General features: G+C 38.8%; 17 protein-coding genes and 1 pseudogene. 3 read left to right on the top strand and 15 right to left on the bottom strand.

The genetic code is table 11. The annotated features are described in order from the left end of the window. Positions 1 to 9 precede the first annotated feature (9 nt). Together ccpA and JCM10596_RS20945 are read right to left on the bottom strand one after the other, a co-directional pair. Positions 10 to 1020: a catabolite control protein A gene (ccpA, locus tag JCM10596_RS20950; RefSeq protein WP_025028784.1), complete on the bottom strand. Its 1011-nt coding sequence runs from the start codon at positions 1018 to 1020 to the stop codon at positions 10 to 12. A gap of 252 nt (positions 1021 to 1272) precedes the next feature. Continuing rightward, entirely contained in the window at positions 1273 to 2361 is a 1089-nt protein-coding gene (locus JCM10596_RS20945) for a bifunctional 3-deoxy-7-phosphoheptulonate synthase/chorismate mutase (protein ID WP_025028783.1), read from the bottom strand. Between the two features lie 277 nt (positions 2362 to 2638). Here JCM10596_RS20945 and pilM point away from each other — a divergent pair, with 277 nt between their 5' ends. Beyond that, the gene (gene pilM / locus JCM10596_RS20940; protein WP_025028782.1) at positions 2639 to 4798 is read left to right on the top strand and encodes a cell division protein FtsA; all 2160 of its coding nucleotides are present in this window, start codon (positions 2639 to 2641) and stop codon (positions 4796 to 4798) included. A 136-nt stretch (positions 4799 to 4934) separates the two neighbouring features. On the opposite strand, the gene JCM10596_RS28315 is transcribed toward pilM, so the two are convergent. The 4 genes from JCM10596_RS28315 to JCM10596_RS20920 form a co-directional block, all read right to left on the bottom strand. Further along, on the bottom strand, positions 4935 to 5336 hold the full coding sequence (locus tag JCM10596_RS28315; protein WP_025028781.1) for a YtxH domain-containing protein: 402 nt from the start codon (positions 5334 to 5336) through the stop codon (positions 4935 to 4937). Positions 5337 to 5378: 42 nt separating this feature from the next. Then, the gene (locus JCM10596_RS28310) at positions 5379 to 5882 is read right to left on the bottom strand and encodes a DUF948 domain-containing protein (protein WP_025028780.1); all 504 of its coding nucleotides are present in this window, start codon (positions 5880 to 5882) and stop codon (positions 5379 to 5381) included. 170 nt (positions 5883 to 6052) lie between these two features. Next, positions 6053 to 7354: a UDP-N-acetylmuramate--L-alanine ligase gene (gene murC, locus JCM10596_RS20925; RefSeq protein ID WP_025028779.1), complete on the bottom strand. Its 1302-nt coding sequence runs from the start codon at positions 7352 to 7354 to the stop codon at positions 6053 to 6055. A 267-nt stretch (positions 7355 to 7621) separates the two neighbouring features. Next, positions 7622 to 8128 carry a DUF2062 domain-containing protein gene (locus JCM10596_RS20920; RefSeq protein WP_025028778.1) on the bottom strand — a complete coding sequence of 169 codons (507 nt, stop codon included), beginning with the start codon at positions 8126 to 8128 and terminating at the stop codon, positions 7622 to 7624. Positions 8129 to 8315: 187 nt separating this feature from the next. On the opposite strand from JCM10596_RS20920, the gene JCM10596_RS20915 reads away from it, so the two are divergent. Beyond that, a complete protein-coding gene (locus tag JCM10596_RS20915) occupies positions 8316 to 9026 on the top strand; it encodes a DUF2225 domain-containing protein (RefSeq protein WP_025028777.1) in 711 nt (236 codons plus the stop codon). 79 nt (positions 9027 to 9105) lie between these two features. Here the strand turns inward: JCM10596_RS20915 and JCM10596_RS20910 are convergent, their stop codons facing one another. The 5 genes and pseudogenes from JCM10596_RS20910 to JCM10596_RS20890 form a co-directional block, all read right to left on the bottom strand. Next, complete coding sequence (locus JCM10596_RS20910) at positions 9106 to 10473, bottom strand: aspartate kinase (protein WP_025028776.1); 1368 nt, start codon at positions 10471 to 10473, stop codon at positions 9106 to 9108. A gap of 98 nt (positions 10474 to 10571) precedes the next feature. Then, on the bottom strand, positions 10572 to 11282 hold the full coding sequence (locus JCM10596_RS20905; RefSeq protein ID WP_025028775.1) for a lysophospholipid acyltransferase family protein: 711 nt from the start codon (positions 11280 to 11282) through the stop codon (positions 10572 to 10574). A gap of 266 nt (positions 11283 to 11548) precedes the next feature. Then, positions 11549 to 12792, bottom strand: a pseudogene (locus tag JCM10596_RS26840) (glutamate-5-semialdehyde dehydrogenase). After that, positions 12789 to 13913 carry a glutamate 5-kinase gene (gene proB, locus JCM10596_RS20895; protein ID WP_025028774.1) on the bottom strand — a complete coding sequence of 375 codons (1125 nt, stop codon included), beginning with the start codon at positions 13911 to 13913 and terminating at the stop codon, positions 12789 to 12791. The pseudogene JCM10596_RS26840 and the gene proB overlap by 4 nt, the downstream one beginning before the upstream one ends. A 111-nt stretch (positions 13914 to 14024) precedes the next feature. Further along, on the bottom strand, positions 14025 to 14267 hold the full coding sequence (locus JCM10596_RS20890; protein ID WP_025028773.1) for an HPr family phosphocarrier protein: 243 nt from the start codon (positions 14265 to 14267) through the stop codon (positions 14025 to 14027). Between the two features lie 358 nt (positions 14268 to 14625). On the opposite strand from JCM10596_RS20890, the gene JCM10596_RS20885 reads away from it, so the two are divergent. Continuing rightward, positions 14626 to 15537: a hypothetical protein gene (locus JCM10596_RS20885; RefSeq protein WP_025028772.1), complete on the top strand. Its 912-nt coding sequence runs from the start codon at positions 14626 to 14628 to the stop codon at positions 15535 to 15537. 130 nt (positions 15538 to 15667) lie between these two features. On the opposite strand, the gene JCM10596_RS28305 is transcribed toward JCM10596_RS20885, so the two are convergent. From JCM10596_RS28305 to queF, 4 genes are all read right to left on the bottom strand, one after another. After that, on the bottom strand, positions 15668 to 17248 hold the full coding sequence (locus tag JCM10596_RS28305) for a sensor domain-containing diguanylate cyclase (protein ID WP_025028771.1): 1581 nt from the start codon (positions 17246 to 17248) through the stop codon (positions 15668 to 15670). 78 nt (positions 17249 to 17326) lie between these two features. Then, positions 17327 to 19531, bottom strand: a complete 2205-nt coding sequence (locus tag JCM10596_RS20875) for a DNA translocase FtsK (RefSeq protein WP_025028770.1) — start codon at positions 19529 to 19531, stop codon at positions 17327 to 17329. Between the two features lie 22 nt (positions 19532 to 19553). Then, entirely contained in the window at positions 19554 to 20363 is an 810-nt protein-coding gene (locus JCM10596_RS20870; RefSeq protein ID WP_025028769.1) for a DUF1444 family protein, read from the bottom strand. Between the two features lie 143 nt (positions 20364 to 20506). Next, a complete protein-coding gene (gene queF, locus JCM10596_RS20865) occupies positions 20507 to 20926 on the bottom strand; it encodes a preQ(1) synthase (RefSeq protein ID WP_034681952.1) in 420 nt (139 codons plus the stop codon). Between the last annotated feature and the right edge of the window lie 92 nt (positions 20927 to 21018).

The following is a 21018-nucleotide window of genomic DNA, read 5'->3' as shown; positions in this document are numbered from 1 at the left end:
CCCTTTCTACTATTGAATTTCGTTTTTGGTTGATTCGCGCTCTTCAATTCGGTGAGGAAGAATGACCATATGATCCTCGATTTTCTCGTTCTTCATATATTTGGTAAGCAGCCTCATCGCTACTGCACCAATATCATACATAGGCTGTACGACACTTGTTAACCTAGGTCTTACCATGGTTGTTAAACGAGTATTATCAAAGCCGATAATTTCCAAATCATTAGGAATATGATACCCTTTATCCTGACAAGCATGTATGGCTCCTACAGCCATTTCATCACTCATCGTTACTACAGCCGTAGGTTGGAGTGATAGCGATAATAATTCTTCCATCGCCTGCAATCCAGAATCGTAGCGATAATCGCCCACTTTGATTAATTCTTCAGTATAAGCCATGTTGGCATCCTCCAAAGCCTTGCGATAGCCTGAAAGCCTTAATTGCCCTGCTAATGGATCATCTAACGGTCCTGAAATATATCCAATTCTTGTATGACCACGATCAATAAATGATTTTGTTGCATCATAGCTTGCCTTCTCATAATCAATATTAACGGATGGCAGTTCTCCCTTAGGATCTCTCGTTGCTGTTAAAATAATAGGCACAGGAGAGGTGGTGAAGACCTGCATGTGTTCTTCTGTGATTTGGCTACCCATAAATAAAAGTCCATCCACTTGTTTTTCAAGCAGCGCATTGACAAGGTGAATTTCCTTGTCCATATTTTGATCAGAATTAGATAAAATAATATTATACTTATACATATTGGCAATGTCTTCTATTCCTCTTGCTAACTCCGCATAGAATAGACTAGATATGTCTGGGATAATGACCCCTACTGTTGTTGTTTTCTTACTAGCTAACCCACGTGCAACAGCATTTGGTCTATAACCTAAACGTTGAATAGCCTCCATGACTTTTTTTCTTGTTGCGGGTTTCACATTTGGGTTTCCGTTCACAACTCGCGAAACGGTCGCCATTGAAACCCCTGCTTCTCTAGCTACATCATAAATGGTAATATTCAATCCCTTTCCCTCCTGAGTCTACATTTTACATTATATGGTTTTCATAATTATTTTCATTAAAGGTTTACTGTAATAATACGATAATTCGCTCTGTTAAGCAATGATGAACTTCAGAATTATTCAACATTTTTTTGACTTCTTTGTTTGCATGGATGGTATTAGCAAAAGAAAGAAGTTGACGCGCTTCACACTCGCCAACTTCCTTCTTGATTATTTAGAACTATTGATTATTAGGACTATTAAGTCTATTCTTTAGATTTTTACTTTTGATTTAAATAATCCTGAAGCATATAAATTCTCTAAAAACTCATTGAAGGCAGGAATGTTTAATTGTTGTCCTGCATCAGATAAGGCTACTGCTGGATCTGGATGAACCTCAACCATAACTCCATCTGCTCCAATGGCTAAAGCTGCTTTTGCTGTTGGCAATAATAGATCACGACGCCCTGTAGAGTGAGTAACGTCTACTAATACAGGTAGGTGTGTTTCTTGCTTTAAGATAGGTACAGCGGAAATATCCAACGTATTTCTCGTTGCTTTTTCATAGGTTCTTATTCCACGCTCACATAGAATAACCTTGCTGTTTCCTTTTGATACAATGTATTCTGCAGCATAAATTAATTCTTCAATCGTTGCAGATAAACCTCTTTTTAGAAGAACTGGATGATCGACAGATCCAGCCGCTTTAAGCAACTCAAAGTTTTGCATATTACGTGCTCCGATTTGAATCACATCTACATACTGGGTAGCTAATTCAATATCATGTGGAGTTACAATTTCACTAATCACAGCTAAATCATTCTCTGTTGCCACGCGTTTTAAGATTTCTAATCCTTCAACCCCAAGTCCTTGGAAATCATATGGAGAAGTTCTAGGCTTAAATGCTCCGCCGCGCAATAATTTAAGGCCTTGGATATTGTGGTTGTCTGCTACAGCCTTCACTTGCTCATAGCTTTCAACTGAACATGGTCCAGCAACAAGTACTTGCTCCCCACCACCAATTCGAACTCCCTTGACTTCCACCACCGTATCCTGTGGCTGCTTCTTACGACTTACTAATAATTTCTTACTATTGTCATCCTCTTGAAGCTCTAAAGAAGCTTTAAAAATCTGCTTGAATAAATGCTGAATCGTAGCAGTTTCAAAAGGACCGTTATTATTTTCAGCAATTAAATCTAACATCTTTCTTTCTCTGACTGGATCAAATCTGTTCACTCCTGATTTAAGTTTGACTTGACCAATCTCTTTCGCTAGTCTCCCACGTTCATTAATTAACTCTAACAGCTTTAAATTAATCTCGTCTAACTGATCTCTTAACTTGTCTAATTGTTCGTTACTCATCTCTCCAACTCATCTCCTCATTAAATCTATCTTTAAATGTTATTAGTCAATTTACCATGTTTGGAAAGCAATTTCAAGTATTATTTTTACACTTCAACGCATAAAATCGTTAAAGCGTTGTATTTACAATATTTTTTATGAGATAAAGGAACTTCCATCAGATTAAATTTATACTCCATATGGCGCTTAAAACGAGATAAAAGGAGATTTTTCTATTCATATAGAATGTAGTATTATAGATGTTAGATTTTGTCGAATGAGATAAGGAGATGGAGCTATGTCTACTCACGAATCTAGTCCAATATTTGCTTTAGATATAGGTACTCGTACGGTCGTAGGTATCATTGTCTATGAAACAGACGGGAAATATAAAGTGGCTGATTATATTGTTCATGAACATAAAGAACGTTCTATGCTAGATGGCCAAATTCATGATGTCATTGCCGTAGCCGACGTCATCAAACAGGTTAAGGAAGAGCTTGAAGTCAAGCATGGCACGCTAAAAAAAGTCGCTGTGGCTGCTGCGGGAAGATCTCTAAAAACAAAGCGGACCGTTATTACACAATCGATTGCAGGACGCCCTCTCCTTACGAAACAGGATGTCTTAGCCATGGAATTAGAAGGGGTTCAGAAAGCACAAGTAGAGTTGGCTGAAGAAACCAATCATGAACACCAAACAAGCTTCTACTGTGTGGGCTATTCCGTTATTCGTTATTTTTTGGATCAGGAGTTGATCGGAAACCTGATTGATCAGAGAGGAAAAGAAGTGGCTGTTGAGATTATTTCAACCTTTCTTCCAAGAGTCGTTGTAGATTCCCTTATTTCTGCCTTAAAAAGAGCAGACTTAGAGATGGAAGCCCTTACTTTAGAACCTATAGCTGCTATTAATGTCCTGATTCCTTCGACGATGAGAAGATTAAATATGGCTCTGGTGGATATTGGAGCAGGCACAAGTGACCTTGCTATTACTTCCGAAGGTGCCATCACCGCTTATGGAATGGTTCCCTTTGCGGGTGATGAGATTACAGACGCCATTTCTCAGCACTATCTGTTAGACTTTCCTGTTGCAGAAACCCTAAAAAGAGGACTTACTACCCAGGAACAGGTGACCTTCACCGATGTGCTTGGCTTCGAACAGCAGCTAGCATCAACAGCGATCGTTAAAGAGATACAACCAGCCATCCAGCAGTTAGCCGATAAAATTTGCAAAGAAATTCTCACCTTAAATGGGAAAGCTCCTCAAGCGGTGATGCTCATTGGAGGGGGCGCACTCACACCTACATTGACCAAGGAAATTGCTACAAAATTAGACTTACCAGAGAATCGTGTAGGAATAAGAGGGCTGTCTGCCAACCAACACATGCAGATTGATACGGATCATGCCCTAATCGGCCCTGAATCGGTTACTCCTATCGGGATCGCTATTGCGGCAAAACATCATCCAGTAAAATACCTCTCCATCATTGTGAATCAAAATACAATTCGCTTGTTTGATCTACGCAAGCTAACCATTGCTGATGCGATTCTTGCTTCAGGAATGAACATCAAGAAGCTGCATGGAAAGCCCGGATTAGCCTTAAGTGTGGAGGTCAATGGTAAGCTCTGCTATATCCCTGGAACTCATGGTCATCCTCCAAAGATTTTATGTAATGGAGAAGAGGTTGGACTCGACCAACCCATTCATGAAAACGATCAGATTGAGATCATTCAGGGGGCAGATGGTCAGCATGCTATCGCCTTTGTAAAGGATGTCATTGAAGAAATCAATACACTGGATATCGAAATGAACCATCAGCTTTTCTCCTTATCTCCAGCTATCACAGTCAACGGAAACACCGCTTCTCTAGATCATAAGCTCGAGGAAAGAGACCAGGTCCAAATTACGATTCCTAAAACAGTGGAGGAAGTGCTAGAGGCTTTACAGTGGGATCATCAGGTTCACCTGCCCAAAGTACTGACCTATTTCTTAAATCAAGAAGAAAAAATACATGAGTTAACAGGCAGTCAAATCTTTTTGAACGGAAAAATAGCATCCTTGCAAGCAACGGTGCAAAACGACGATAAAATCCTTCTCGTACAGCCAGAAAAAAACAGAGTGACGATTGGAGCAGTGCTACCAGAAGAAAAACTTCAACAGGAAGAAATGGTCGTTACATTTAACGATCAAACCGTTGTCTTCCAACGATCGCGTTACACGTTAACGAAAAACCAACAGCCTGCTTCATTAGATGATGAAATACAAGAGCGCGATCACATTCATATCAAAGAGGACCATTCTTTACAGCCTTTACAATTTCATGATATCTTTCGGTACGTAGATATAGAGGTTCATGCCCATGAAAAGGGGAAGAGGATGAATCTGCGCGTAAATGGGAACCCAGCAAGCTTTGATACCCCTCTCTCTTACGGAGATACTTTGGAGTTAAAGTGGGAATAGATTCAGTACAACTCACCAAAGCTAAAAACCCAAGAATGTTGATTTTACAGCATTCTCGGGTTTTACTTTTTCATCTGTCTACCTAATTGGGAGCATATCACTTTTCGGACAGCCCCGAACGTTTTTTAGAGTGACTCTATTGTTTATCGCCAGACTTGTTTTCGCTTTGGTCTTCTGTTATTTTATCTAGCCCAACGGCTACTTCATCCTTTACATATTGAACGGCTTGCTCCGCCTCTTCTATCACCTCTTTTGTCGTCGAAGCAGCCCCTTTTGTCCAGGTTTGTACATCTTCTTTTACATGCTCCGCTACCTCTTTTACTTTCCCGACAATCACTTCCGTTTGTTCACCTACATTTTTCGCAATCTCCTGCGTTTTTTTCGAGGCAGTTTGATACCCTACAGAGAGATCATCACGCAGCTCTCTTCCTGATTTTGGAGCTAATAACAAAGCAGCGCAAGCACCAATAATGCCTCCAACAAATGCTCCAATGACAAAATCTTTTCCACTCATATTATTATTGTTTTGCTCTGACATATTTTTCCCTCCTCTTAAAATTCCCCAATTAAGGCCCTCTCGTTATGAAGGATTAGAAGAATCATGTTGCACGTGCCCATTTTGGGATACAGTATCTTTTTTATGCTGTCGACTCGATTTAAGTGCCTGCCATTTTTTCCATAAATCAAAGCCTAAGTTTGTCAGTCTGATCAGCTCAGATAATTTATCCTGATGCTGGTTTGTTGTGTTTGTAACACTCTTTTGAATACTTTGAGATAATGTACTTGAAACCTCTTTCGCTGAGTGAGTTACTTGTTTCATCGCTGTTCCTACATTCTCAACAGATTCAAAGATCGAATCTAAAGCTTTTGACTTTTTCTGTACATCTAACGTGATTTGATTGGTATTCTTAAGCAGCTCCGTTGTTTCTTTACTTACTTCATCAATCTGATCCTTCATATGTATCATGGTTGTATTAAGCTGCTTAAGTGATCCTTGCACTTCTTTTAAAGTTTTGATTAAATAAAATACCAGTGCAACAAACGCTAGTGCAATAATCAATAAGCTGATTTCTGTTGCAGTCAAATAGTTTCCTCCTTTCTACTATTTTTCCCTCTATCTATTTCTTACTTCTCTATTAGAATAACATTACCCTTCCTTGTTGACCATAAAACATATTTTCACAAAAAAATAAGGGACAAAAGGAGGATCACATTCAATCCTCCTTTTGTCCCTTCGTGCTTATTTTTATTACATTAGACGACCATTGTTTCTTCAAAGGCATACTGGATCTTTTGAATATCTCCAGCGCCCATAAATAAAAGGATGGAGTTATCGTGTGTAGAGAGCTGGTGAACACTTTCTTCCGTAATCAATTTAGAGGTTGGAACACGTTTTATTAAATCATGAATACTTAATTCTCCATTTGATTCTCTTGCTGAACCAAAAATGTCGCATAAATAAACCTGATCTGCATCTAATAACGAAGCGGCAAATTCATTCAAAAACATTTTCGTTCTGGAAAAAGTATGAGGTTGAAAAATAGCGATTAATGGCTTATCCGGATATTTTGCTCTTACAGCTTCAATAGTTGCCCTAATCTCTGTTGGGTGATGAGCATAATCATCAATTAAGATGTTATTTGCCATCTTCTTTTCGGTAAACCGTCTTTTTACTCCTTGGAAGGTACTTAATTGTTGGCGAACGAGATCCATTGGTAACCCTTCCGATAGACAAATCCCAATAACAGCTAACGCGTTAAGAATATTATGCCTTCCAAACATCGGAATAGTAAATTGTTCTACCCACTCATTTTTATAATACACATCAAAAGTAACTCCGTTTATATCATTCACTACATGATCGGCGCGCAAGTCATTCTTAGCATCAAAACCATAATAGAGCATAGGAACATTTGGTTTGAGTCGGCGTACATTGGCATCATCACCGCAAGCAATGATTCTTTTTCCAACTTGATTGGAAAAGTCTGCAAAGGCTTGAAGAACATCCTCAAGACCCTTAAAATAATCTGGGTGGTCAAAATCAATATTTGTTATGATCGCATAATCTGGTTGATACGCCATAAAATGACGTTTGTATTCACATGCTTCAAACACAAAGTAATGACTTTTTTCCTTCCCTTTTCCGGTACCATCTCCTATAAGATAGGATGTAGGACGAATCGCTTTCAAAACATGAGCTAGCAGTCCTGTCGTAGATGTTTTTCCATGAGCTCCTGTCACTGAGATACTTGTATAGGCTTGAATTAATTCCCCAATAAATTGATGGTAGCGATAAAGAGGAACTTCTCTTTCTATACATGTAGCAATCTCAATGTGCTTCTCATCATATGCATTTCCTGCAATTGCACACATTCCGTCTTCAATATTTTTTTCGTGAAAAGGGAGCAGCTTAATCCCTTTTTCTTCAAGAGGCTTTTGAGTAAAATATTTCGTTTCCACATCTGACCCCTGCACCAAATACCCCATGTCATCTAAAACTTGTGCGAGAGCACTCATGCCTGAACCCTTGATCCCAATGAAATGATACTTCGTCACACCTGTTACCTCCATCCATATGTCAACGTCTTTATTTTCATTTGTACAGTTCGAACTAAACAAAGGATTGTTACTACTTAGACTTACCTTTTTCGTTCGACTCCATAACTAGATATTAACTAAATTCTTCAGAAAAAAATCTCTTGCTATCCTAAGCATATTCTTCCCACTATAACATATGCCCAGTTGTTGTGGAATGATCATAAACAAGCCTTTTCATCATTATGTAGTTTCAAACTTAGATTATAAAGAAAAAAAACTCATGATTCAATGAGTCTTTTTTTCCTTTTTTTCCTTTTTTTCATATTTTTGCGGAATCCATACTTTATAGACGTAGCTTAATAACCTTTTGCGATACTTAGTAATCAAAAAATAAATAGCAAAATAAGTGGCTACACCAAACAACAACATATTGACCAGCATCCCAATAAAGAACGCTTTCCCAACCTGCAAGCCAACTTCAAGTACTGGAGTTTCATCAACAATCACATTTGGATCGGTAAAAGGAATGCAAGCATTACCAACAACTAAATTCAAATAAAAAAGAATGGGGAACGCCCAGAGCAGTGAGATCCCTCCCAAGAATCCCGCTACTGTATTTCCTCGAAAAATCCTCGCAACACCAACTGATATGACGGGTCCAAAACCGAAGGAAGGGACAAAGTTAATAAGCATTCCTGCAGTGAATCCAATGGCCACACTATGTGCTTTATCTTTGATTCGTAATAGTTTAATAATGAGATATTTGCATTTTCTTTGTAATTTCTTAACCATTGAAACACCCTAATCTTGTCATAAGTTTTTACTTATCTTACTATACATTACTTTCCATTATTTATCCATAAGATAAAACTAAAATTGTCCTCGAGAAGTTTGGTATAATAAAGTAAGCTTCCATCATCAGCTTTAATTTTCACTTCACCTGATGGCTTAGTCTACAGACAATATAGGGGGAGATAAAATGAATCAAATCCTAGACCCGTACTATCATAAAAATATTTCCTGTCCAATGTGTGAAACAAATTATAAAACAAGGAAGATTCGTGCTCGGTTTTCCAATCCTTATCAAATTGACAGTGATTTCTGCCCCCATTATAAAAAGGAAACAAATAACCCCCTATTCTATATGATCAATGTCTGCCCTCAATGTGGGTATTCCTTTAATGATCAATTCTCTGACACCTTTCCTGAGCATGCCAAGTCACTAATTTGGGAAAAAATATGTCGCTCCTGGCAACAGCTAAACTTAACCGAAGAAAGAAGCTTTAAACAAGCTGTTGATTCTTATAAGCTGGCGATCTACTGTGCAGAGTATAAAGAGGAGAAACCAGAGGTATTAGCTGGATTATGCTTACGTTTAGCCTGGCTCTATCGAGGAGCTGGTGAAGAAGAACAAGAAAAACGTTTTCTTCAGCTCTCCTTAAAAAAGTATGATGAAGCTTACCTTAAGAACAGCTCATTTCAAGGAATGACAGAAATGACGGTCTTATATATGATCGGTGAGTTGAATCGACGACTGGGTAACAGTAAAGAAGCGATTACAAATTTCTCCCGTGTCATCAATCATAAAAAGAAACATGAAGATAAAAAAATGGTCAAGATGGCTCGTGATCAATGGATGGTCATGAGAGAGAAAAAACAAACCGAGGAAGAAGTCCCAGAAGAATCTTAACGTTGTTCGAAAGATCAAAGAAGCCCATATCTCAGATCTCCCCTTAGGGGAAAACTAAGATACAGGCTTCTTTTTTTGATTAATGGGCTACTTCTGAAAGCATAAAAAACTCTCGATAGATCGCTTTTAACGCCTTTTCTTCTTCATTCGCGCGAACACCAAACATCATGCTTACTTCGGAAGAACCTTGGTTAATCATATCTATATTCACATTTGCTGCTGCAAGTGCTTTGGTCGCTCTCGAAGCAACCCCTATGGCTCTACGCATTCCTTCCCCTACAATCATGATGAGAGCAAGGTTATGAACCACCATAACATCATCTACTTCTAATTCCTTTTGAATCCTCTCAACAACAATCTTTTCTGTCACAGCATCCATTTGGTCATCTCTTAAAATTACGGAGATATTATCAATCCCTGAGGGTGTATGTTCATAGGACAAACCTTCTTCTTCTAAGATCTGTAGGAGCTTTCGTCCAAATCCAATTTCTCTGTTCATGAGAAATTTACTGACATAAATACTACAAAAGCGATCATTGCTCGCAATCCCTACTACTGGAATATAGCCACTCTCGCGCTCGGAAACAATCATGGTTCCCGGAGCTGTTGGATTATTCGTGTTCTTTACACAAACAGGAATTTTTGCCTTAAAGGCAGGAATTAAGGCTTCCTCATGGAATACACTAAACCCAGCATAAGCCAACTCCCTCATTTCACGGTAGGTGAGCTCTTTTATTTCAGCAGGGTTATCAATCACTTGTGGATTCGCTGAAAATACGGAATCAACATCTGTAAAGTTCTCATATAAATCAGCTGCTAAGGCAGCCGCTAAAATAGCACCTGTGATATCTGATCCTCCTCTTGAGAAGGTGGCAATGGTTCCTTCCGTTGAATAGCCGAAGAAACCAGGAAAAATAACAATCCCTTGACGTTCACGCAGTTTTTGTAAGTTCTGATAAGCTTCCGGTAAAATCTGTGCATTACCAAATTCGCTACTTACAATAAAACCAGCATCCTTAGGGTGAACGTATTCCGCCTCTACACCTAGGCTTTTTAAATACTCTGCAACAATTTTGGCACTGTTATCTTCTCCAGCCGCTTTCATAAGATCTAGATACTGGTCTGTGTTGGAATAATTCGAGGTCATTCTTTGATATAGATCTTCGGCAATCACCGTTACGATTTCTGCACCTAATTCAAGATCCTGAGCAATTTCTCTGTAACGCTGAATCACCGCCTCAAGCTGTTCTTCAGCTTCTCCATCCTGCATAAATTTCATAGCACAAGCAATCAAGAGATCCGTTACTTTTGTATCCTCCTTATAACGTTTACCAGGAGCAGAAACCACCACTACTTTTCTTTCAGGGTCAGCTAAGACAATATCGCATACTTTTTTGATTTGTTCTGCGTTGGCTAAGGATGTTCCACCAAACTTTGCAATTTTCATTTGTTTCCCTCAATTCTATCCCTTTTTCTAATGTATCTAACTTCTTATATAGCATCATAACAAGATTTAGCTTGAAATTGTATAGAATTAATGAAATTTTATAAATTTTTTTCAATGATTTCAAAAATATGCTGAGATAAGGCTGGTGCATCTTTTTCAAATGCTTGTGTATCAACGGGTGGAGAAATTTTCACCTTAACCTGAGAAGGACGGATAATCCAGCTATTCTTCTCCATGATTTTATATGTTCCTTGAATGGTCACAGGAACGATAGGCACTCCAGATTTAAGGGCTAATTTTAAGCTCCCTGGTTTAAACTCCAACATCTTGCCATCCAAACTTCGTGTTCCTTCTGGGAAAACAACCAGCGAATAGCCATTTTTTAAATTAACAGCTCCTTGATTAATGGCTTGTAGAGATTGTCTTACATCTCTTCGATCCATAAAAACACATTGCATTAACTGCATCCATGCCCCAACAATCGGCAGTCTCTTGATTTCTTTCTTCGCAATAAACCCCTTGGGCTTGTCAATAAACCCCAATAGAATTGGAACATCGAATGAACTCTGATGATTGCTGACAAATAGAACAGGCGTATCTTTCGGCAAATGCTCTTGACCCGAGACCTCGATTTTCGATCCACTTAGTTTGACTAAGGAGATAGCCCAGCGTTGAGCCATTCCACTTACAATCTGATCCCTTTCTTTAATCTTCCCTTGCTTTTCAAGTTTTTTTACCCAAATTAATTTTGGAATTGTACAGAGCATATAGATCCAGAAGTAGACAAACCAAATGATTGTTCTAAGCATGATTTCACTCCCCCATCATTTTCTTTCCTCTTTATTTCCTCCTCCAACTCCCAGCATTTCATCCAACAAAATTGTATAACACGGCAAATTACGAGTGCAAGGAAAATACCTATAAGAGCTAGACCATACTGAAAAAAGAAATAAAGTCAAATGTATTGCTTTACAGTTTCTAAATAAAAGTAACTAAAAATGAAGTCACCAAGTGAAAATATGACCCCATTTTTAGTTATGCTCTGTTCTTATTTCTTATTTCATTTTCCTTCTGCCTATTCTCGGATTTGTCCATTTCCTTGAATATAGTACTTATACGAGGTCAGCTCAGGTAACCCCATTGGACCACGCGCATGAATTTTTTGAGTACTGATGCCTATTTCCGCTCCAAAACCAAATTCAAAACCATCTGTAAATCGAGTAGAAGCATTATGATAGACAGCGGCAGCATCTACACGTTTCATAAATTCCTCTGCCACTTTTTGATTTTCAGTCAAAATGGATTCAGAATGCTTTGTACCATACTTCGTAATATGTTCTATCGCTCCATCTACACCCGCGACCACCTTTATAGACAGAATATAGTCCAAATACTCTGTGGTCCAGTCGCTATCATCTGCTCCCTTAATCTCAGGTACAATAGCCACTGCTTTTGAACAGCCTCTAACCTCTACACTGTGAGAGGAGAGAACCTCTACTATTTTCGCTAAATGCTCATCGGCATAAGCTACATCAACAAGGAGGGTTTCTATTGCATTACATACAGAAGGACGTTGACATTTGGCATTAACTACAATCGAAGATACCATCTCAGGATTTGCGTCTTGATGAATATAGAGGTGACATATGCCCTCACCTGTTTCAATGACAGGAACAACTGAGTTCTGTACAACATGCTGAATAAGTGATCTGCCCCCACGCGGAATAATAACATCAATATATTCCTTTGCTTTTAACATATCCATCACAGAAGAGCGATCTGTATCCTCAATATACTGTAAAAAATCAACAGGATAGTTTTGCTCTCTCATCACGTCATGAAGAACCGCGATAATAGCTTGGTTAGAATAGGTTGCTGCCGATCCCCCTCTCAGCACAACCGCATTTCCAGTTTTAAGACATAATCCGGCAGCATCCACCGTAACATTCGGTCTAGCTTCATAAATAATTCCTATCACCCCAAGCGGGACTCTTTTCTTCTGAATGGTTAATCCATTGGGCTTGTCAATGGTATCCAACACCTCATCTATAGGATCTGGAAGCTGGGCTACCTGCTTTAACCCTTCTGCCATCTGTTCAATTCGAACAGGATTGAGGGCTAAACGATCTAACAAGGAAGCGGAAGTCCCATTCTTCCTCCCGTTCTCTAAATCTAACTGATTCGCTTCAAGGAGTCGATTCGTTTCCTTTACCAACCCTTCAGCCATTTGGATTAATAAATGGTTTTTTTCTTCTGTTGAAGGAAAAACGTCTGAAATGCTTCTTTTGCTTTTTTCACTTTGACGATCACTTCACTCATACTCTGTCCTCCCCACTCATCGTATAGGCCACCCATTCATCACGATGAATAACTTCTATTTTATCTACTTCTGTTCTTTCGGCTACTTCTTGGCTGCTAAGCCCTTTCACAGCTCTAATCTGCCAGGCGTTATAATTTGAGATTCCTCTTCCCAGCGTCCTGCCCTTTTCATCCTTTACTTCCACTACATCCCCTTGATGAAATTCGCCTTGTACATCCAGAACGCCCGCTGGAAGCAGACTTTTTCCCTGATGGATAAGAGCTTGGCTTGCTCCAGCATCAATCATAATCTCTCCTCTAACCATAGAATGTAACCCCAGCCATTGCTTCTTCATCGAAAGAGGACTTGCCGAAGGTAGAAAATAGGTCCCATCTCCTGTTCCCTTCATCATGTCTATTATTCTGCTTTCCGGTGTTAATTTTCCAATATAGACCGAAATACCGCCAAATAGCCCTACCCTTGCAGCTTCTACCTTGGTTTTCATTCCTCCTGTTCCTACGGAGGAGCCAGCGCCACCTGCAATCTCAACAATTTCATTTGAGATCGTTTCGACGATATCAATTCGCTTGGCATTCGGATTTTTTCTAGGGTCATCTGTATACAATCCGTTCATATCTGTCACAATAAAAAGGTGGCTTGCTTTGACTAGGTTTGCGACATAGGAAGATAGTAAATCATTATCTCCAAACTTCAACTCATTAACGGAAACTGAATCATTTTCATTAATAATTGGAATGACACCATGCTGTAATAATTCTTCTAAAGTATTATAAGCATTATGACAACGCTCACGATCTGTTAAATCCATGCGTGTCAATAATAGTTGACTAACGACCAAATCATATTTAGCAAATATTTCATTATATATTTGCATCAGGATTCCTTGACCTACGGCAGCAGCCGCTTGTTTCTGCGCTAAAATAGTGGGGCGCTTCTTATATCCCATTTGAGAGTAACCCGCAGCGACAGCTCCAGATGACACAATGACTGGAGTATACCCTGCTTTGATCATCTCATGAATATTATCCACATAAAAAGCAATTCTTTGATGATCGATCTGACCATCCTCTGTTGTTAAAGAACTGCTTCCAAATTTAATAACCACTCTTTTTCTCGACATCTCTTATCCACTCCTATATAAAACAAAAAGCTCTCACCCCTCTATGGAGGAACGAAAGCCAAATTTGTTACCCATACTTCCTAGAAACTATGAATTTCTAGGTATGTACTGTTATTTCTCAAATAGTCCCAATGCAATAAGCTGTTCCAATATCTCTTCATTAGGAGCGTCGACTACAGTGAGTTCAACTTCCTGCCCCGGTTGTAAACTAATCGCAAGGACACCCAAGATACTTTTGGCATCGACAACCCAATGTTCTTTTTTTAATAGAATGGTTTCTGAATATTTTCCCGTAATATTGACTAATTGATTGGCTGCTTCTCCAAAGATGGGCTTTGCTACTTTAACCTTCATCCTCTCCACCACCCTCTATACGCACATTTTTTCTTACTGAATTCTATCAATAATTATATGATAAAGTTGATATACTCACAATCATTATCTGAATTTTTTTATTTTACATACTCTCTTTTTGTGAACAAACTGGCAAAAAAGAAGCTATGAATGAGTCTAAATAATTAGAAAAATATACATTACATAGAGTAATCAAGAGTAATAGAGAGTAATAACAATGAAATAGGTTCTTTAACAAATAATTTAGAGATATTCCATAAATTTTACGGAAATTTAACAAAAAAACGCTTGCCTTTTTCCCAAAAAAATTTAAAAATGAAAAAGTGAGAATTTTTATTTTGAAGGTGAGGGATCTCCTATGCGAAAATGGTTAGAACCTATGTTGAAAAACGGGATTGAACCTTTTTTTAACCGTCTGTTTTTGCACTCGCTTGAAAGACAATATGAAGCCACTTATTCTTTACATGTTAAGTTTTTATCCCTTGTCTTTAGCTGTCTGTATGTATTTATTGTTACCTATGTCATACCCGTTCAATGGTTTTTTCCCCAATATGTCTTTCCAAGTATCCAGTCGCTCTGGATGGATGGCTTTCGCTCTATTGGATTAGACTTGTTTATCTTGCTCTTATCCTTGTGGATCTATTTTATTACGGTCCTCTTTCTGACCAATGGAATCTTTTATTTAGTCCGAATTGGTAGTGGGATCACGGTTCACATGTATTATTCATATACGATTGATCACAAGAAAAAAGAAATTGAACGTCATAACGTTTCTGGCTATTTTGGTGACAAGAAGCGTCTCTTTGCACATGAAGGGTATGTTGCCTGGCTCGATTTTATTGAATTTCTGGAAAAGCATCCTGAATTACAACACTACCGAATCTATGCACATTCTATCTTTTATCGATATACGCGCGATTTCAAGAATGTGGAAACCAAACCTGTTGGTTGGACACGAATTTTTACCTGTATTCACTTAGTGAGGAATTTGCAATTTCAAAAAGCATGGTCTCTCCTTCTTCAAAAGAAGGTTACAGAACAGGTTCTCTATACGTCCTATCAGGAGCTTCAGGAGCTTAAACCTTATTTTCAACAAAAAATAACTCTATACAATCAAAGTCATACTGACTTAATCTTAGAACCAGTGGCTATCATTCAAGAAGTAATTCATCAGGTGGAGGAACAACTAACAATTCCCGCCTCAAGTGCAGCTCCCATGTTAGCTGATGGAAATGGAGGGGTTCTCAATGATCCGCAATCGAACCATTAATTTATTCATCCTGATTCTTTTTCTGCTAGCAATCGGCAGTATTACAAGTCAATATCTTGATTTATTAAAATAAAAACAATAAGCCCGAAGAATAGACGTTGTGTAAGCTGTCTGTTCCCCGGGCTTGTTATTACTCTTTCTTATTCTCTAAAATAGTTGGATCATAGAATTGGTAGTAGTTCTTCCCTTGTTCTTTGGCTCGATACATGGCAAGATCCGCCTTTTTAATTAGAACATCTTTGGATTCCCCATCATACGGAAAGATACTAATTCCTACACTAGCGGATATGCTCACAGAATGTCCCTGTACTGTCATATCTTCTTTTAAAATCATAAGAATTTTTTCTGCGACCACTCGTACCTCTTCAAATGAAGAGAGCTTAGATAGAATGGATAGAAATTCATCTCCCCCGCTTCTCGTCACCACTCCTTTTTCCATGACACCACTGTGTAGTCTCATAGCAATGATTTGCAATAATTGATCTCCAGCAGAATGACCGAATTGATCATTAATCGACTTAAAACCATCCAAGTCAACAAATAATATAGCAATGATTGAATTCCTTTGTTTGGCTTCGACCAATGACTTGGCTAAATATTCATCAAAATAAGAGCGATTAGGCAGGTTTGTTAAAGGATCATGTGACGCTTGATGCACAAGTAAATCTTGTGATTGCTCCACTTTGTCTAAAAGCAAATTAAACTCATCCATTAACTTGTTTAATTCGTCGCTTCCAGAGTGATGCAGACGAAGGGTAAAATCATGACTATTTTTAATGACTTGTACTTGTTTCATAATTCTAGATATTTTTGATAATATCGTCGTTTCTAATAAAATGAGGATGATAATTGCAAAGACAAAGCTGGTAATAATCATAAACATGACCAGAAAGTCCGTACTATTCTTCCCTTGTTGATAGATCGGTCTATTTGTCGTTACACTCAAGTAATAGCTCTTCTCACCAAAAATGTCCTGTATTTGCGTGGTACCCACGATTCGATTCTTATCTAGTGCTTCTACCCAGATTCCCTCATCTACTTGCTCTGTCTCCAGCTTCAACGGCAGAGATACACGCGGATCTGTACCGGGGGCAATAGCAACCTCTAATTTCACATTGGCTGCGATTTTCTCCACTTCGCTAGGAACTAAAAACCTCCCCATAATTAATACTCCTGGAGAAGGCCCTTCTCCCTTACTATTTAATATAGGTGAAGCAACGATGTAGGTTGGCCCTTGCTCTAAAGTCATGATTCCTTTGACTCTTTTTAGGCTTCTTGGCATATCCACAAATAAAGACTCTGTTGTCATTCGTTCGATTAAGTCACTTGGGAGTATAAGTTGCTCAAATTCAAGTAAGTCAAGTCCTTTTTGCAGGACGATTCCTCCAGAATCATCCATATAAATAATATAATTAAATCCATTATTCATAAATGTTACTTCAGACAAGCTATCTTCAACAAATGTCTCTTGGGGATCTTGAACAAAAGAATAGGATTGATCCCATGTTGCCCAATCTCGATTGGTCACGGAGAGTACTTGAATCTCTCGTTCCAAAGCATTCATGGCTCGTTCGACATGTTCCCTCACGTTGGAAACTTCTAATTCCTCAAAGCTTTCATTTAATGTTGTCTGAATAAACATAATAATAATGATCAAGACTAAAAAGCTAAAAAAAACAACGGAAATCAATGACTTGATCCTAAGAGACATCCCTTCACCTCCCAAGTTGATTCAATTTCAAAGCTGAGTATTTCATAGGAGGGCAACACTGACTAAGTAAGCAACATGTTAAGATCGAACAGAATGATTATCTAACCATTCAAGAAACTGCTCTTGTGTCCAAATCACATTTCTAGGTTTACTCCCTAGCGATTCTGATACAATCCCTTGTTCTTCCATCCAATCAATGAGGCGAGCAGCACGGTTATATCCAATTCTAAATTTACGTTGCAAACTTGATGCCGAGGCAACCCCTTGCTCCATCACGAAGAAGGTTACTTCTTCCAATAATTCATCTTCTATTTCAGAATCTTGTAAGTTTGAAGAGAGTTCATCTGAAGTAAACAGAAATCGTTGACGATCCTTAGCCGATACCTCTTCAATGATCCTTTCAATTTCATCATCAGAAACAAAATTACCTTGCACTCTTATTGGCTTAGAGGCTCCATTTTGTAAAAACAACATATCCCCTCGTCCCAGTAAACGCTCTGCTCCAGCCATATCTAGTATGGTTCTGGAATCAACCTGAGAAGAAACCGAAAAGGCTAATCTTGTAGGTATGTTTGCCTTAATAAGACCCGTAATAACATCAACGGAAGGACGCTGAGTGGCTACAATGAGGTGAATTCCACAGGCACGAGCCTTCTGTGTAATTCGGCAGATCGCATCTTCTACATCCTGTGGAGATACCATCATGAGATCGGCAAGCTCATCTATAATGATCACGATATATGGTAATGTCCAGCTTTCCCCTGTTTTTTCCTCCATTACTTTATTATATCGGCTAAGATCACGAACTCCTTCATACGCAAATAACTGATAACGCCGTTCCATTTCCTCCACAGCCCATTTTAATGCCGCAGTCGCTCTTTTGGGGTCCGTTACTACTGGTGTAATCAAGTGAGGAATCGATTGATAAGGCGTTAGCTCCACTACTTTTGGATCAATGAGTAATAATCTTAGCTGCTCTGGAGAAGCCTTGTATAACAAGCTGACCAAAAGAGAGTTAATACAAACACTCTTCCCCGAACCTGTTGCTCCAGCAATGAGCCCATGAGGCATCTTCTGAATATCGGTGACAACAGGCTCCCCACTTAGATCAGAACCTAAACAGATCGTTAATGGTGAAGCTGACTCTTGAAAAGTATTACTTACTAAAATATCTCCCAGATGGACAGGCTTAGGCGAGAGATTCGGCACCTCAATTCCGATCGCATTCTTCCCAGGAATAGGAGCCTCGATTCGAATTTCTTTTGCAGCTAAGCTAAGCTTCAAATCATCCTGTAAATTGGTAAATTTACTTATTTTAATCCCAGGTGCTGGTTGGATTTCAAATCTTGTCACGGTAGGTCCTTGTGTAACACCCATTAGTTCTGCTTTCAAGTTAAAATGGTCAAAGGTTTCCATTAATATCCTCGCTTGCTGATCAACCCAGGCATCATCAGCATGATCCTGGCTCTCAGCTTGGAGCAATGAGTTAAGCTGTGGAAATTGGTACCCTATTCTTTCCTCTTTTTCTATTGGTAGTGGAACTTGCTCTCTAGATGCTGGTATTTGTTGAATAGGCTGTGGTCGAGTGGAAGGCTGCAGAGGCTGTGGCTGGATCACGTCCTCTTGAGAAGCCTCAGAAACTAAGCGCAAGAAAGACTTCGAAGGCTCCTTCTCCTCTTCTATTAGTGGAGCTACACTCTCGGAATCCGGTTTGGTTTTTTCTTCAGGTCCCTGTTGAGTACCTGATGGTAGCTCAGGCTCGTTGTCGAATAACGGCTGAACAACTGAATTCCTAATCTCTTCTGCTCCCTTGTCTTCTTGTTGGCTTTGCTCCTCAATTGCACTCTCAAAAACATCTGATTCATCTTTCTTCCTATGCTGACCAAAACCAAAAACAGGAGAGGGAGTAACCTCAGAATGTCTTAAATTCCCCTGGAAATAACCTGCTTTCTCCCTACGTTCGATCTTCTCTTGCCGTTTACTCTTCTCTAATCCTTCAATCTTTTCTTTCCCGTTGATGCTCCCTTGCTGATACTCCTTCTCTTCACGCTTCCCTCTCTCCAAGCGCTCCATTTTTTGCTGAGCCTCGAATGGAATAGGAAAGCGATAGGCCCCTGCTTTGGGATAAATGTTCTGCACTCTTCCTTCGATTTCAACAGAGGAATAAACCGTTTTTTTCTGCTTCTTTTGTGTATCCTGTTTTTGATCTATGATATTTTCTTGGATATTTTCTTGATCATCGAAAAAATAATTTTTGATTCTTCCTATAATACGATTAAACATGTTAATTCCCCCAGTTGAACAATCATTTCGGTTTCCTTTTGGCTAAAATGAAAATAGGTTCGACCTCACCAGACTTATAGTCAAAAGGCAGAGCAGTGATTGGCATCGTTCCACTAGCATAAAAGTGAAATGTTAATTGTCCCAAGACATCGTATCCTGTTTCATTTCGAATATCAGCGATCACGAATACATCTTGATGGGGAATAGCAAAACATATTTCTCCCTCTGCTTTGCTAGCATACTCATCCAGAAGGGCTTGATTTAAGATTCGACTTGCTCCATATCCATCTGTCGTACTAAAAAAATAAAAAATATTGCCTGCTACAATATCTTGTTTCGCTTCATTCGCCAAGCCTCTTAAGTTAAATAGGGCTCTTTCCTTTAACTGCTGCCTCGTCCATGATGAAGTGTGTAGCAGATCTTCATCAATCAGCAAATATGTATTTCCCATGTCTACCGCATAAAAAACTCGTGATTCAGCCGTATGTTCATCATAGACCAGCTTCTTCCCTGTTCTAGATTCAGTAGGGAAAGAGGTACTGCGCATCACTGGAAAAACTTCTCGCTCTTTTCCCTCTAACGTTAAATCTTTTCTTCTTTCCATAGAATCAAAAACGGACTCCATTTGTCCAAGTAGCTGCTGGATGACCTTCTCCACAGACTCTTGTCCCTCTTGAACCTTTTGCTGTAATTTAGGTAAAGATATCTCAAAGGGTTGCTGATGGGACGTGGCTTCAACGGAAAATGTTTCTTTTTTGTGATCCCATGAATATCCCCATCCTTTGGCTATAAATTGTTCTTCTAATTGTTTTTTTAATTGCTGGTTGTTCATCATACCCCTCCTTAGTACAGTTTTTGATTATATAGACCAACGACTTATTTTTCTTTTATTCTACCATGATCAGATCCTTGTTAGTGAATCAATTAACGAGGAAAGGAAGACCTGATTGCTCCGGTCTTCCTTCTATATCGGCATTATTCTTTTGTATATTCAGCAATAACAGTTGTTCCGAGTCCTCCACGCGCATTCCAAATAGCTTCAATTCTCATCATTTTTGGATCACATAGGGCAACCAAATCATCTAGGATTTTTTGAGTTGCGTGCTCCTGATAAATCCCCACATTTCTATAGGAGGTCAGGTAATACTTGAGGGATTTCATCTCAACCAATGTTTCATTAGGAATGTACGTCATTTTGATTTCTGCAAAATCTGGTAAGCCAGACCATGGGCATACTGAAGTAAATTCATTTGTCGGAATTGTTACCTCTAAATCCTTCCCAACATATTCGTAAGGAATCGTTTCTAAAATATCTACTAGAATTACTTCTTCTGTTTGAATATCAAAACGAATATTATTATATTTGCTATGATCGATATTGTTTTTACTTGTCATGTTGAATCATCCTTCCCCATTTTACTAAAATTCCCATAGGAATCAGTCTTATGATGTAACCTGAATTATTATATAATATAATAAATAAACAA

The sequence above is a fragment of the Caldalkalibacillus mannanilyticus JCM 10596 genome (assembly GCF_000615945.1).
Taxonomy (GTDB): Bacteria; Bacillota; Bacilli; order Caldalkalibacillales; family JCM-10596; genus Bacillus_AT; species Bacillus_AT mannanilyticus.
The sequence above is the reverse complement of the archived record's forward strand: the minus strand, read 5'-3'. Positions and strand labels throughout refer to the sequence as shown.

Excerpts from the sequence above, each read along its gene's own strand:
- pilM (WP_025028782.1), top strand. The coding sequence starts at position 2,639 with ATGTCTACTCACGAATCTAGTCCAATATTTGCTTTAGATATAGGTACT.
- JCM10596_RS20875 (WP_025028770.1), bottom strand. The coding sequence starts at position 19,531 with ATGTTTAATCGTATTATAGGAAGAATCAAAAATTATTTTTTCGATGAT.
- JCM10596_RS20945 (WP_025028783.1), bottom strand. The coding sequence starts at position 2,361 with ATGAGTAACGAACAATTAGACAAGTTAAGAGATCAGTTAGACGAGATT.
- JCM10596_RS28315 (WP_025028781.1), bottom strand. The coding sequence starts at position 5,336 with ATGTCAGAGCAAAACAATAATAATATGAGTGGAAAAGATTTTGTCATT.
- JCM10596_RS28305 (WP_025028771.1), bottom strand. The coding sequence starts at position 17,248 with ATGTCTCTTAGGATCAAGTCATTGATTTCCGTTGTTTTTTTTAGCTTT.
- JCM10596_RS20885 (WP_025028772.1), top strand. The coding sequence starts at position 14,626 with ATGCGAAAATGGTTAGAACCTATGTTGAAAAACGGGATTGAACCTTTT.
- JCM10596_RS20905 (WP_025028775.1), bottom strand. The coding sequence starts at position 11,282 with ATGCTTAGAACAATCATTTGGTTTGTCTACTTCTGGATCTATATGCTC.
- JCM10596_RS20910 (WP_025028776.1), bottom strand. The coding sequence starts at position 10,473 with ATGAAAATTGCAAAGTTTGGTGGAACATCCTTAGCCAACGCAGAACAA.
- JCM10596_RS20920 (WP_025028778.1), bottom strand. The coding sequence starts at position 8,128 with ATGGTTAAGAAATTACAAAGAAAATGCAAATATCTCATTATTAAACTA.
- JCM10596_RS20915 (WP_025028777.1), top strand. The coding sequence starts at position 8,316 with ATGAATCAAATCCTAGACCCGTACTATCATAAAAATATTTCCTGTCCA.
- JCM10596_RS20870 (WP_025028769.1), bottom strand. The coding sequence starts at position 20,363 with ATGAACAACCAGCAATTAAAAAAACAATTAGAAGAACAATTTATAGCC.
- JCM10596_RS20890 (WP_025028773.1), bottom strand. The coding sequence starts at position 14,267 with ATGAAGGTTAAAGTAGCAAAGCCCATCTTTGGAGAAGCAGCCAATCAA.
- proB (WP_025028774.1), bottom strand. The coding sequence starts at position 13,913 with ATGTCGAGAAAAAGAGTGGTTATTAAATTTGGAAGCAGTTCTTTAACA.
- queF (WP_034681952.1), bottom strand. The coding sequence starts at position 20,926 with ATGACAAGTAAAAACAATATCGATCATAGCAAATATAATAATATTCGT.